At 60.4% G+C, this 13,655-nt stretch carries 7 protein-coding genes and 1 pseudogene; 1 reads left to right on the top strand and 7 read right to left on the bottom strand.

Annotation, left to right across the window (positions count from 1 at the left end; all coding sequences use genetic code 11):
- Positions 1-255: 255 nt before the first annotated feature.
- From HV796_RS45970 to HV796_RS33740, 3 genes and pseudogenes are all read right to left on the bottom strand, one after another.
- Positions 256-420 carry a response regulator gene (locus tag HV796_RS45970; protein ID WP_175232235.1) on the bottom strand — a complete coding sequence of 55 codons (165 nt, stop codon included), beginning with the start codon at positions 418-420 and terminating at the stop codon, positions 256-258.
- 95 nt (positions 421-515) lie between these two features.
- A pseudogene (locus tag HV796_RS44365) lies at positions 516-719 on the bottom strand (phosphoesterase); the annotation flags it as partial.
- A gap of 274 nt (positions 720-993) precedes the next feature.
- Entirely contained in the window at positions 994-5,454 is a 4,461-nt protein-coding gene (locus tag HV796_RS33740) for a CheR family methyltransferase (protein WP_175232234.1), read from the bottom strand.
- 631 nt (positions 5,455-6,085) lie between these two features.
- Between HV796_RS33740 and HV796_RS33735 the strand changes: the two genes are divergently transcribed.
- A complete protein-coding gene (locus HV796_RS33735) occupies positions 6,086-6,367 on the top strand; it encodes a hypothetical protein (protein ID WP_175232233.1) in 282 nt (93 codons plus the stop codon).
- Between the two features lie 223 nt (positions 6,368-6,590).
- Here HV796_RS33735 and HV796_RS33730 read toward each other — a convergent pair whose 3' ends face one another.
- The 4 genes from HV796_RS33730 to HV796_RS33715 all read right to left on the bottom strand — a co-directional run bounded on the left by HV796_RS33730 (position 6,591) and on the right by HV796_RS33715 (position 13,456).
- Positions 6,591-6,986 carry a TraR/DksA family transcriptional regulator gene (locus tag HV796_RS33730; RefSeq protein ID WP_175232232.1) on the bottom strand — a complete coding sequence of 132 codons (396 nt, stop codon included), beginning with the start codon at positions 6,984-6,986 and terminating at the stop codon, positions 6,591-6,593.
- Between the two features lie 163 nt (positions 6,987-7,149).
- Complete coding sequence (locus tag HV796_RS33725; RefSeq protein WP_175232231.1) at positions 7,150-8,631, bottom strand: amino acid permease; 1,482 nt, start codon at positions 8,629-8,631, stop codon at positions 7,150-7,152.
- Between the two features lie 46 nt (positions 8,632-8,677).
- Entirely contained in the window at positions 8,678-10,975 is a 2,298-nt protein-coding gene (locus HV796_RS33720; protein ID WP_175232230.1) for an Orn/Lys/Arg family decarboxylase, read from the bottom strand.
- Between the two features lie 114 nt (positions 10,976-11,089).
- Entirely contained in the window at positions 11,090-13,456 is a 2,367-nt protein-coding gene (locus HV796_RS33715) for an Orn/Lys/Arg family decarboxylase (protein WP_175232229.1), read from the bottom strand.
- Positions 13,457-13,655: the final 199 nt, after the last annotated feature.

Raw genomic sequence — 13,655 nt, 5'->3', positions numbered from 1 at the left:
CCGTCGCTCGCAACAAGCTCAAAAGCGCTCAGCACCGACCTTCGATCATCGCCGCGTGCTGGATTCAGGCAACCTTGTGGTGACGTCATGATTTATGGAAAGGTCAATAAGCAGTCGCACAAATGTCTACCCCGCGGCTGCAGCCCATGACTCCTCATGTCCCGCGTACGGCCAGAGGCGGTGGACGCATGCCGCTCTTTTCGGCACTGCTACCTTCTGCGCACGTATGGGAAGATCAAGCTTTCAGCCGGGCATTCAGCGGGTAGAGGGCGATGTGTCTTCTGGCGTTAGCGCCACTTCTACGGCGCAAATCAATAGGGCGTTGTTGAACGGCTTTTGCAGATAAGCCGCGGCACCTAACGCAAGCGCTTTCTCTCGAATGCGCGGATCGTCGTGCCCGGTAATGAAGATAATGGGCACGCCAGTCGGGGCCTAGCGACGCTGTAGTTCGAGCCCGTCGATTCCTAGCATCTGGAAGTCTATGACCACGCAGGCAGGGCTGCACGAAGTTGCCGAGCAATCGTGCACGCGAGCACCCACTCAAGGCTCAGGGCTCCGGTTCCCACGAGAGCGCCTGCTACGAAAATCGCGGTACTACCTGGAATGAAGGTACCGATTACAGCGAGAGCTTCCAGGAATGCCGCCAGGAAAATCACCATGAGCGACCCTGCCGGATGTCCGGCAAGCAAATGCAGCAGGCGAAAATACGTATGCTCCATCAACGTCTCCAATGTTCACACGCTATCCGCGTGGCTGCCCTCAGGATAGTGCAGCGCCTTGTACCAGGTTCGATTCCAGATTTTCGCTTGCTCCATACAGACGACTGTTGGTCTGAATTGCACGGGGTGGCCGGACGATGCTGCGGGCGAAAACTGCGCGGAAATGAGACGGAAGTTCTCTACCTGACCGTCGTATGGCCGAACTGTCATCCAAACGACAGTGACTCTGGACGCAGACCATGGTTCGTCGCGGCAGTCATATCAGGCTCGGAAATTACCCTCCGTCTATTCGCCTCGCCGCTGCGCCGGCAACTTCGTCCCGAACGAGTTTCGCTTCGGCGTCGTTCCAGGCAGCTGCGAGCGCGAGGCGGGCTAACGCGGGTAAAGACGTCGATCCCGTTTTCCTCATGATGGCGGCACGGTGGTTCTCAACCGTGCGTTGGCTGATGCCGAGGTCCGCTGCGATAACCTTGCTCGGTTGGCCAGCCAGAACTTGGTCCATGATCTGGCGTTGCCTCTGCGTGAGGCTGGCGACGTGCCGCGCCGCCCTTTCGCGCCACGCAAGCAGCTTGTTCGAATCCCGCGACTGTTCGAACGCGCGCTTGATACTGTCGAGCAGTTCGATACGGCCGATCGGTTTTTCAATGAAATCCGCAGCACCTGCCTTCATCGCCCTCACCGCCATCGAAACGTCGCTATGGCCAGTGATCATGATGGCTGGCAACGGCTGCCTCGTGTCCCGGAGTCGCTCCAGCAATTCGAGCCCGCTCATGGCCGGCAGGTAGGCATCGATCAGCAGACAGGCTTCGCGCCTTGGAGAGTAGCTCGCGAGGAATACCTCGCAGCTCTCGTAGGTTTCGACCGTCTGGCCGTCTTCCTCAAGTACGGCCCGGATCGCCTCGCACACGTGGCTGTCGTCATCGACGACGAAGATGACAGGCGGTCCCTGGTCGCCCGCCATCTCGATGAGATGTGGCGTGATGGCTGGCGGGGACGGCGGTAGCGCGGCCAGCAGATGCTGGATGCTCTGGGTTAGCGCCACCAACTGCACCGGCTTGTTGAATTGCACGCAGTTTTCGCGCGCGATGGCACGCAAGGCTCCTGTCGATATGTCACCCGTCAGGATGATGACGGGGATCTGTCGATGAAGAGCTTCTCTTATCTTCGCGGCAACTTGCAGTCCATCCATCCCGTTTGGCAAGTTGTAATCAGCCAGAATCAGATCGGGCCGGAACGTATCGCGTGTCACCCATGCCATCGCCGCGATTCCGTCAGGTGCGGCTGCCGCGCGATGGCCTTCGTCCGTCAGCAGGACCTCAAGCAGGCCGCGCACTTCGGGGTCATCCTCGACGACCAGGATCGCCCCAGTTCGATGAACTTCCTCGACCGCGCCCTCAGGGGAAACCGGCCTGCGGGATGCATGGCTCGGGGTCGCTTCGCCCATGGAGTGCCCGACTTCGATCGTGAAGACCGAGCCTTTGCGTGGCTGGGAGCGCACGCGAATGCGATGACCCATCAGATGCGCCAGACTACGGGCGATCGAGAGGCCGAGACCGAGCCCGCGATGCCGCTCGCGCGCGGCATTGTCGAGTTGATGGTACTCATCGAAGATGGCGTCGAGTTCATTGGGCGGAATGCCGATTCCGGTGTCCCATATCTCGATGCTCACCATCCCTTCATGTCGGCGGCAACCAAGCAGCACCTTGCCGCGTGGGGTGTATTTCAGTGCATTCGCGAGCAGGTTGCGGATCACCTGATCGAGCAGCCGCGGGTCACTTCGTACCGACAGGTGGCAGGGCACAACACGAAGGGTGATCCCCTGCGCCTCTGCCTGATAAGAGAACTCGTCCCTCAGAGGGACCAGTAGATCGTTGACCGGGAAGCTGACGATTTCGGCGCGGACCGTACCGGCCTCGATCTGGTTGATGTCGAGTAGTGTGTTCAGCATGCCCGACATGGCGGCCAGCGTCTGGTCAAGCCGGGCGATGATTCTCTGGCCCTCGTCTCCCTGAACCAGTTTCGGCAGAAGCGAGTGAAGCAGCGCCAGCGTCTGGAGCGGCTGGCGCAGGTCGTGGCTCGCGGCGGCCAGAAACCGCGATTTGGCGACATTGGCCTGCTCAGCCAGCTGCCGTGCGTCTTCCAGAGTCTTCGCCGCGAGTTTTCGCTCGGTAATGTCGGTGAACGTGATGACGACGCCTTCCACGCCATTGTCATGCGTACGGTAAGGCAGGATCCTGCGGATAAACCAGACGCCGCTGCGCGCTTCAATCTCCTGCTCGAGGGGTACCGCCGTCTGCAGCACCGTTCGGGCGTCCGCCAGTAGTGCACCGTCGGCAGCGAGTGCTCTCAGGTCGGCCAATGGCCGGCCGATGTCGCCAGGAATAACACTGAACAGCAATTTTGTGGCCGGCGTGAAGAAGCGGATATTCAGATCCGTGTCGAGGAAAAGCGTCGCGACATCGGTACTGTACAGAACATTTTGCAGATCGTTATAGGTCGTGCGCTGCCGGTCCAGCGTTTCCTGGAGCTGGCTGTTGAGCGCGGTGAGCTCCTCGTTGAGCGACTGCAATTCCTCTTTAGAGGTTAGCAACTCCTCATTCGTCGACTGGTATTCTTCGTTAACCGACTGCGCCTCTTCATTGATCGCTTTCTGCTCTGCGCTTGAGACTTCAAGGTTACGGATGGCGCCCTGCAGTTCGGACCGGGTCGCTTCGAGTTCATGTTCAAGCTCGGCGATCCTCGAAAGCTCTTTCGGCGTAATCGGGAGCGTTTGTGCGAGCACGTGCTCAGGCAGGTCGACAAAGCCGATCAGTATCAGGCTTTCGCCGTCGCTCATCACCGGCTGCACGTCGATATTGAAGGGGACAACCTTGCCATCGTGGGTCGTCGTCCCTCCCTTCACCGTGACGCGGACATTCCCCTGGCTGGACTGCTGGAGGGCGGATCGCAGGCGAGTGCGTATCCCGTCGGGCGCCATCGCGAGCAGGTCATGTGTGGGGGCACCTGGCGCGACGCGCAGATAGCGGTCCGTGGGTCCAAGGAAATAGAGGCATTCGTAACTTCGGTTGATCAGGACTGCGGTCGGCGCGTAGGTCTCAATCACCAGCCGTCGACACAGCTCTGCGATCGCCGCCTCGCGCGGACGCGCATGACGGGCTAGTTCTTCGAGTGCAGGAAGGGGGACGGCTTCACGGCTGCCGACTGAAAGCCCGAAGTCACCCAACCGGCTGCGGCCAATGTGTCGATAAACGCGCTCAGCCTTGGAAACGAGTTCGAAGCGGCCCTCAACGTCGTTGACCGTCTCGGCGCTGCCAAGCAGAAGAATGCCCCCTTCGCGCAAGGAAAAATGGAGCAGCGACATGACCCTGGCTTGGGCGTCGGGGCGCAAATAGATCAGAAGATTGCGGCATGATACCAGGTCGAGACGTGAGAATGGGGGGTCGGCAAGCACGTCGTGAACCGTGAAGACCACCGTCGATCGGAGTTCGGGCAATACCCTGTAGTGGTGATCTTCTGGCGCAAAGAACCTGGCAAGTCGTGTTGGCGACACGTCTGCCTCGATTGTTTCGGGGTAGACGCCCTCACGGGCTCGTGCGACCGCATCGGGATCAATGTCGGAAGCGAAGATCTGCAGTTTGACTTCGCTGCCGGCCGCTGCGATCTGCTCGCGGAACAGCATCGCTAGCGAATAGGTCTCCTCGCCGGTACTGCATCCGGCTGTCCAGATGCGCAGCGACTGACCGGCCGTCCGGCTGCCTATCAACTCCGGAACGATTGTTCTCGCCAGAAAATCGAACACCTCTGGGTCACGGAAGAAGCCGGTGACGTTGATAAGCAGGTCCTTGGCCAGCAGTTCCAGTTCCTCGCCGTCGTCGCGCAGAATGACGATGTACCGACCGATGTCGTCGGCCTCGATAGCGGCTAAGGCCATACGCCGCCTGATGCGGCGTTGCAGCGTGCCCGCCTTGTAAAGCGTGAAATCGTGGCCTGTTTTCGTGCGCAGCAGATCGATGATGATCGGCAGGCCGTCCGGCTTTGCGTCTCTCGCTGGCGGGCTATCCTGCGTGGTGGTGGAGGCCGCCGCGCGCCGCCGAAATTCCGTGAGAGCCGCAGGAATCCGGGCCACGGGTAGAACAAGGTCCACGCCGTCAGTCATGATCGCGCTGCGCGGCATGCCATCGTAGGCTGCCTCGTTGGGATCCTGCGCGATCACGAGCCCGCATTTTTCTCCAATTGCCTTGAGGCCAAGGCTTCCATCGCTACCCGTGCCGGAAAGAATGATGCAAACGGCGCGCGCGCCGTATTCCTCGGCCAGCGAGTGCAGCAGGAAGTCGAACGGCATTCTCGCCCCATGGCGTGCCTCCGGTTCCGAGACGTGCAGTGCGCCATTGCCGACAGAAAGATAAGTGCCCGGCGCAATGACATACAGATGCTCACGCTCGAGCGGCATGCCGTCAGTGGCTTGCAGCACAGGCATCGTCGTGTGCTCGGCGAGCAGGTCCACCATCATGCTTTCGTGGCTCGGATCGAGATGCTGGATAAGAACGAAAGACATGCCATTATCCGCAGGCAGCGCATCGATCAGCTTTCGGGAGGCTTCCAGGCCGCCTGCCAACGCGCCTATCCCGACGACAGGGAAGCTCGCATCTTCACCGCGAGGGCGGCTGACAGGCAAGCGTCGCCGTCTCGATCGGGGTCGAACCGTGTCGGCTTGAGGAAGAAGGCCTGCAGGCATTGCTGTTTGCCTTGGGGAGTGTCTACGCCGGGAAGGCAGAATTTGATGTTACACGAGTTCCTGCGCTGTCGAGATGGCTGATCCACAGTTGCGGACCATATTGAAAGGAAGCATTCCATCCGCAGACGGAGGCGTTCGGGCCGCCGCAAGATGGATGCCGAATTGCCGCGAGGCACCCGCGTATGAGTATTTTCCGAGCCTGCCTTCGAACGTCGCTCAGCAATATCATGGTTTAGTTGGCCCTTGATCGGATCGCGGGAATTCACCTGCGACCCGATCTGGGAATACTTGCCTACGCGAGGGAGGTGTCGTTCGATTTCGTCAAAGCGCGAATTCGGCCACGTCTCCGAAGCACTATCGAACGGGGAGAAAGCCATCGGGTCGGCGGACAGATTTTTGCGACCGACGCCGGATCGCGACGGCTATGCTTGCGTCCGGAGGACTGTGCAGCGGAATTGCAGGGGGCCATAGGAGACATTATTGAATAGCTTCACACGGACCACGCCAGGCTCGCACGTTTACTGCACCTGTCTCAATCTCCAGTTGTACCCGTGCACTGACGTGAGGGCGCCGAAAGTGAAGGCGCCGAATATCGCGTGGCAGACTGCGTGCTTTTCCGAAGGAGGACACCATGCCAAAGACAGTGCTTACCGCCGAGCAGATCCGTCAGGAGGTGCATCAGCGAATACTTCAAGGCCAACCCGGAGCCAGAGATCAGGTTGGAATATCCGTCCGGCTGCCGAGGGCCCACCCGGTCGATGCTGACGAGCGAAACTGGGATATGGACGAGCCAGGTCATCCGGGCTATGACGCTTACGTGGGGCGCGTGATTGAGGAGGCGAGACGGGAATTCTTTCTCTCTGATGCCGCGGAACGCGACGAGACCATCGGCGATTCCTTTGCACATAGCTGAGTCCTTTGCGTCTCCGCAGAAGCCTCGATACGCGTGCGGCGTCCTGCGCCAGCTTTGATCGAGCGCTAGTCGCTCTCTGGTGAGGAGATCGGGGTTCAGCTGACGGCCAATTCACCAAATCATCCAGAAGTTGGCGTTGAAATATTCACGCACTCACTGGAACGAGACTGACACGTTTGCATTCTCCAGTCGTTCAGCGCGATCTGGAGTGCCCGTTCCTGTCTTACATGGACGGATGTGATAGCCCTTCATGTGTGTGCTCATACAGGGTCTGGCAACGTTCGCACCGCGTTGCGGTCGGACATGCAATCAGTCGCTCGAAGGCAATATCCGCGCAACATCCGACGCAGACACCGTAAGTGTTCGCGCCCAGGCGGCTACGTGCTTTCGCGACGCTCTCGAGTACGCGGGCAGAATGTTCCGCTAGAGCGAGGTCTTTATCAATGACCTGCTCGGCGTAGGCTTGGTCAGCATCACCACTGTCCGGAATTGCGGGTTCGTCACGCGGTTCGCCGTTGCGTTGGCCCACTGCGCGGTCCAGGATCGAGCGCGCGGCTGCCTCCTGCTGGTTCAGCAATGCGCCAAGCCGGGCTTTTTGGGTCTTGATAAGTGGTTTCATCAAATCACCTCGGTGAAATTTGTTTCGATCGGTCGGGTAGCGTTTGTGATGACCCATCCGGGCAAATTACCTTGGGTAATGAGTCATTCTGTGGCACCACGCGCGCTTGCGCCCGCGTTCAACCCCGCATCCCGCCGCGCGCCGGTCCTCGTCAACCGGCGCGTCAGGGCTTATATACCTGTGTCAGATGACCAGTGAACAGCATCCACAGCGCGAGGATCCCCAGTGCCACGAGTACCACGGCCACAATCAACTCGATCCTGTTAAACGGAAACTCGCGTGGCGCGTGTTCCTTGCGGGCCCAAATGAACACGAGGTTGCCCAGTGCGAAGAACACCGCACCGACAAGCATGTACTGCAAGCCGGCGGCATACACCAGCCACAGGCCGTAGATTGTGCCGAGGACACTGGAGACCAGCGCCATCGGTTTGCCGATCTTCGCCGTCGACGGGTACTGTCCGGTTGCCATCAGCTTCCAAAGATATCCAGTTGATCCGATGTATGCGGGCAGAATCATGACGCCGGTGATCGAGAGCATGACGTTCCAGGCGTTGTTCGAGAAGTAGACGAGGAGCATCATCGCCTGCATCACCGCACTGGATACCCACAGGGAGACTGACGCCGCATCGTTTTTGTTGGTCGTGGCGAACACCTTCGGATAGGATCCATCCTTGGCTCCGGCCCACGGCAATTCCGCGACGAGGATGGTCCATACGAGCCAGCAGGACAGAACCGAAATGATGACGCCCGCGTTGACGAAGTATTCGGACCACTTGCCAAGCAGCGAGCCCAAGATTGCGGCCATTGCAGGCGGTGAAATTGCCGACAGTTTGGCCTGCGACATGACGCCGAACGGCAGGATCGAGACGAGAACGTAGATTGCGGTGACGGAAAGGAAGCCCAGCAGCGTTGCACGGCTGACGGTCTTCGCGTCGGACCGGTCGGACATCACCACCGCACCTTCGATCCCGATGAAGACCCACAGAGTGACCAGCATTGTGCTTTTCACCTGGGTGAGGAGGCTGCCAAGAGGCTTGCCTGCGGGCGACGCAGCGCTCACATGGCCCCAGAAGTCGCTGCCGAACAGTCCCGCCTTCATCGAGAACGCGACGATCAGAATGAAAAATGCGAGCGGGATGAACTTGGCAACCGTGCCGATAATGTTGAGTGCCGCCGCGCCCTTGATGCCCCGCAGAACCAGCCAGTTCATGATCCAGAACAGGATTGAGGCCAGTAAGATCGCCTGCCATGTGTTGCCACCCTTGAAATATGGCGGGAAGAATGCATTAAGCGTGTCCATCAGCAACACGCCGAAACCCACGTTTCCGAAGGCTGACGACAGCCAGTACCCCCAGGCAATCTGGAAGCCCGCGTACTTGCCGAAGCCGGTGCGCGAGTACATGTAGATCCCCGAAGTCAGTTCCGGCTTGATGTCTGCCAACACCTGGAGAGTTCGGGCCAGAAAGAAGATGCCGAGTCCTGACACCAGCCAGGCGATCAGCACGGCGCCCAGCGAGGCGAACTGTGCCATGTTCTGCGGCAGGTTAAATACTCCGCCACCGACCATGGCGCTGACGACCAGCATCGTCATCGCGATCAGCCCCAGCTTCTTGTTGTCCTTCGAAGTCGCTTGCGAGTCAGTCATGGTCGTTCCTTTCGAGCAGATCGGGAGTGGTGGGCCGCACCGGCCATCACTGCTTCACACATAGGATCCGGTACCGCCCGGCTTCGACCTCGACGCCATGCGTGTCGTGGGTAAAACCTGGCATTTCGGCGTCGAACGCTTCGAGCGCCTTGAGGTAGCCGAGCAACGGACCCTGTGCGTCGCCGGCGCTTTCGCCCGGCATCATCAGTGGGATTCCCGGCGGATACGGGACCACACCGGTCGCGACGGTGCGCCCCGCCATCTGGTCGAGCGTCAGCGATTCGACATCGCCATTGACGACACGCTCGTAGGCCTGCACCGGGGACAGGACCGGTACTGGCAACGTGCCGAAGCTCGCGTTCAGAAGCTCGGTGGTCCGGTAGCTTTTCACCGCCGCGAACAGGGTCTTTGCGATATCCGCGAGACCGAGCGTGCCGTAGCGTTTGGGATGGCCCGCCACGAGAGACGGGATGGTCAGGCTAAGCGAGGTGTTCGCGAGCATGTCTCGATGAAATCCGAGCAGCGCGTTGATGAGCGTGCCCCACTTGCCTCGTGTGATGCCCATCGAGAACAGGAACAGGCTGGTAAAGTCCGTGGTCTTCTCCACGACGATGCCCTGCGCATCGAGGTAGGCAGCCAGCAAGGAGGCCGGGATTCCCTCCGCTGCCAACGTGCCATCACGCTCCATGCCGGGCGTGACGACTGAAACCTTGATCGGGTCCAACATGCAGTACCCATCCTCGAGATCGGCAAAGCCATGCCACGATTCGCCGGGACGCAAAACCCATGCGTCAGGGTCCCGTGCGAGCATGTCCGGATCGGCGTCGTGGAACGATGTCGTAGCGCCGGACTGGACGTCAGTAACAGTGTCCGGTTGCCAGGCATTGAAGAACCAGCTGCCCCGGGCCTGGAACTCGGCGTGAAGCCGGGCCAGGGTCTGCCGGAACGCCACGGCTTCGCGAATGGACTCGCCGGTCAGCGCTTCACCCGAGGGGCCATCCATCATCGCTGCGGCAACGTCATTCGAGGCGATGATCGCGTACTGCGGCGAGGTCGACGCATGCATCATGAACGCGAGGTTGAATCGCTCATGGTCGATCGGGCGACGTCCGTCCCGAACGTGAATGTAGGATGCCTGCGATAGCGCTGCCAGCAGCTTGTGGGTCGACTGGGTCGCAAAAAGCGTCGGACGGTAACCAGACGACGCGTCAGGACGGCCGTGCATCGCGAAGCGCCTCGCGTAGAGGGGATTGAAGCGCGCATAGCCATACCATGCTTCGTCGAAATGCAGTCGGTCGACAGACTGTCCGAGCAGCGCTACGACACGCTCCACGTCGTAGCAAAGGCCGTCGTAGGTCGAGTTCGTTACCACCGCGTGGAGTGGCTTGCCATCGATATTCTTCGTGACGAGCGCATTGGCTGCAATGCTCTCGCGGACAGCCGCCGGGCTGAGTCGCTGCGACGGAATCGGTCCGATCAGGCCAAGGTAGTTGCGCGAAGGCATCAGGTAGGTCGGGATTGCGCCGGAGAGTGTCATCGCGTGCTCAACGGACTTATGGCAATTGCGGTCGCACAGGGCGATCTGGTCGCGCGTTACGCTGGCCATCAGGATCACCCGGTTCGAAGTGGACGAGCCGTTGGTGACGAAATAGGTGCGATCCGCACCGAACACGCGTGCGGCATTACGCTCGGCTTCGCCGATCGGACCTGAATGATCGAGGAGGGAACCCAGTTCGCCGACCGAAATCGACAGATCGGAACGGAACAGTTCTTCGCCGAAAAACTCAAAAAAGGCGCGGCCCGCCGGGTGTTTCAGGAAAGCCGTGCCGCCGCTGTGCCCAGGCGTGTGCCATGAGTACTCGTAGGTGCCGGCAAAGGCAGCTAGCGCCTTGAACATCGGCGGTAGCAACGTCGCCCGATAGCGATCGATCGCGGCCGCGACGCGCCCGCCGACGAAGTCAGGGGTATCCTCGAACAGCCAGATATAGTCGTTGACCTGCTCCAGGATCCCGGCAGGCACCGCCGCAAGCGAGCCGCTCGAAGCAAGCAGGAACACCGGTAGTTGAGCGGAGCGCTGGCGTACGGCGGCGATGACACTGCGCGCACTCCCATGCTCAGGCGCACCCGCCAGTTCCCAGTTGACCAGCACCGCCTGCAGCAACGCATGAGTGGCAATCTGCGCCTCGGCTTCGCACTGCGAAACGGCGTCGATGACACCAATGCCGCGTTCGCGCAGATCCTGTACCAGCTTGGCGGTGGCGCGGCCGGCGGCGCTCACTTCATCCATTCCGTTATGAACTACCAGCACGCGGCGGCTGAACAGGATGCCAGAAACATCACGCATGAACGCTCCTTGTGCATCGAACGACGCGCCGCGAATGCCGGCTTGCAGGTGGTGCCTGAGCAGCGGACGAGACGTTGGGAGATCGGTAGCCGCGTGTGCGTTGAGGGCGCATACCTATTCCTTAACGACGTAGGTGTGGAGCACGATCTTTCCGTCGACCTCGTCGGCGTAGACGCCCTGAACCTCAAACTCGAATCCGGGAAAGCGGTTGAACGCCTCCTCGAAGACGAGGAAGTAGTCGAGCATTGGCTGTGACCGCTCGTCAAAGCGCTCGCCGGGCACCACGATGCCGATGCCTGGCGGGTAGATCAGCGCGAGAACGGCCGCGATCCGTCCTTTACACTGAGCGAGAGGCAGATAGTCGACCTGGTTGCCCACGAAAGCCTCGGTGGCCTGCTGTACCGACATCGCCTGTTCCGGAAAGTGCTCGCTGCGGAAACACAGGCGCTGCAATTCCGTGACGTTATGTTCGCGATAGAACCCATGCATCTCATCGCACAGCCGCTGGAGCGGATAGCCGGCATAGCGGTCTGGGTAGCGCGCAAGCGTCGTCGGCAAAACATCCTCAAGCGGAGCGTCCCTGTCGTATAGCGCCTTGAACCCGACCAGGTGAGAGATCAAGGAAGCGCTCTTGCCGGGTTCGACCGCCGGTGTCAGCAGGAACAGGATGCTGGTAAGGTCGCACTTCTCCGCCACGATGTTGTGCTCCCGAAGGTACGCGGCGAGCAGCGTGGCGGGTACGCCGAACCTGCTGTACTCGCCGGTATGCCGATCGAATCCGGGCGTGATCAGCGTCAGTTTGTTGGGATCGGTGATCGCCCAGTTGAGCGAGGCATGGCGGAAGCCGTGCCAGCGAGCCCCGGGCGCGAGTGCCCAGCAGGCTTGCTCGCGCGCCAGCACATCGGTTGGAATGTCCTCCCACGGCACGCTCTCGAGATCGGGGCTCACGTTCGAACCCACAAGCGTCACGACATCGGGTACAAATGGGTCGAAGAACCATGCCGTACGTTCGTCTTTTGAAGCTGATATGAACCTGGACTTGAGTACACGCAGCTTCTTGCGGGTCTCGATACCGATCCGTATCGTATCGTCCCAAAGCACCTGTCCATTTCGTCCCTTGTGCATGTGGGCGTCGACATCGAGACACGCAAACAACGGATAGAACGGTGAAGTCGAGCAGTGCAGCATGAACATCTCGTTAAAGCGCCGGTGCTCGGTGCGTCGTGACTGCCCCTTGATGTGTTGATCCCTGATGTGGATCTGCGAGGCCTGCGAAAATCCGGCGAGCTGTTTGTGGGTTGACTGGCACGCAACGATTCCAGGGCTCGTTGCGTCGAGATGCTCGATGCCCATGGCAAAGTGCCCCGCGAACAGCGGGTGGAATTTCATGAAACCCGCCCATGCCTCGTCGAAATGGACGTAGTCGCACAGGTGGCCAATGCGTTCGATGAGCCTCGTGGCGTTGTAGATCGTCCCGTCATAGCTGCACTGCTCGATGATCGCGAGCCGGAATGGCCGCTCGCGCCGCCACGCTTCCTTGTCCGTGATCAGAGGGTGCGTGCGAATCTGCTCGCGTAATCGCGTTTCATCCAGCGCCTCGTAGTCGATCGGGCCGATCAGCCCCTGCGGATTCCGGTCAGTCTCGACATAGACGGGAATTGCACCGGCGAGGAGTAGTGCACCATGGTGATTGGACTTGTGGTTGTTGCGGTCGAACAGGACGAGATCGCCGCGCTTGAGCAGGGCGGCCGTCACGACCTTGTTTGACGTGGAGGTGCCGTTGAGGATGAAATAGGTGCGCTCGGCGCCGAAAACCTTCGCGGCCTCTTTCTCTGCTGCTAGTGCCGGCCCCACGTGGGTGAGCAGATCGCCGAGCTCCGGCACCGAATTATCGATATCGTTACGGAAGATCGCATCGCCCAGATGCTCGACGAACAGTCGCCCGGCGGGGCTGCGGCGGTAGAACGTGCCGCCCTGGTGGCCGGGGCACGTCCACATCTGGTTGCCTTCGTAGTCGTAGTCCATCAGAGCGCCGAAGAATGGCGGCTTGAGGCTTGCCGCATAGCGCTCCAGTGCGAAGATCACCTGCTTCGCCGTGAAGCCGGGCGTTTCATTGTCGAGGTAGATGTAGCCCGACACCTCGCCGAGCGGCGAAAGCGATAGCGATTCGATGCCGTTCAATTCGCTGACAAGGTAAATCGGCGTGTCCAGTCCGCGATCCTGCCGGATGGTGTTGACCAGATCCTGTACCTCAGGCTCGTTGGGGCCGTCGATCGCGAGCAGGAAGCAGCCGATCGCCATATCGCTTTCAGCGGCGACTTTCGCGCCGCTGACGGTGGGGCAGACGTCAGTGCGGAAGTCGTAGCCGGACAAGGCGTCGAGCAGCCCCTGCGTCAGACGGGCCTCGTTGCTTTGGGGAGCTGTCGCGAAGACCGGGCTGTATAGCAGAAAATGGAATAGGTGGTGGTAGGGGACTGCCATGACGGAGATCTCCGCGAAATGGGATGGGTCCGCCAATGCGTGGTTGCAGACGAGACGGAATGTTGACGCGTCCACACCGACTCTTTTAGCCGATCTGTTGCTCTTTTAATCCGGACAGACGCTTTCGGTCTGTCCGGTAGCGGACGAATGCAGAGCCCGTTCCCGAGTTGCGGGGATGTGACGCGGGACTGGCTCCTTC

Source organism: Paraburkholderia humisilvae, assembly GCF_902859855.1.
GTDB lineage: Bacteria > Pseudomonadota > Gammaproteobacteria > Burkholderiales > Burkholderiaceae > Paraburkholderia > Paraburkholderia humisilvae.
The sequence above is the reverse complement of the archived record's forward strand: the minus strand, read 5'-3'. Positions and strand labels throughout refer to the sequence as shown.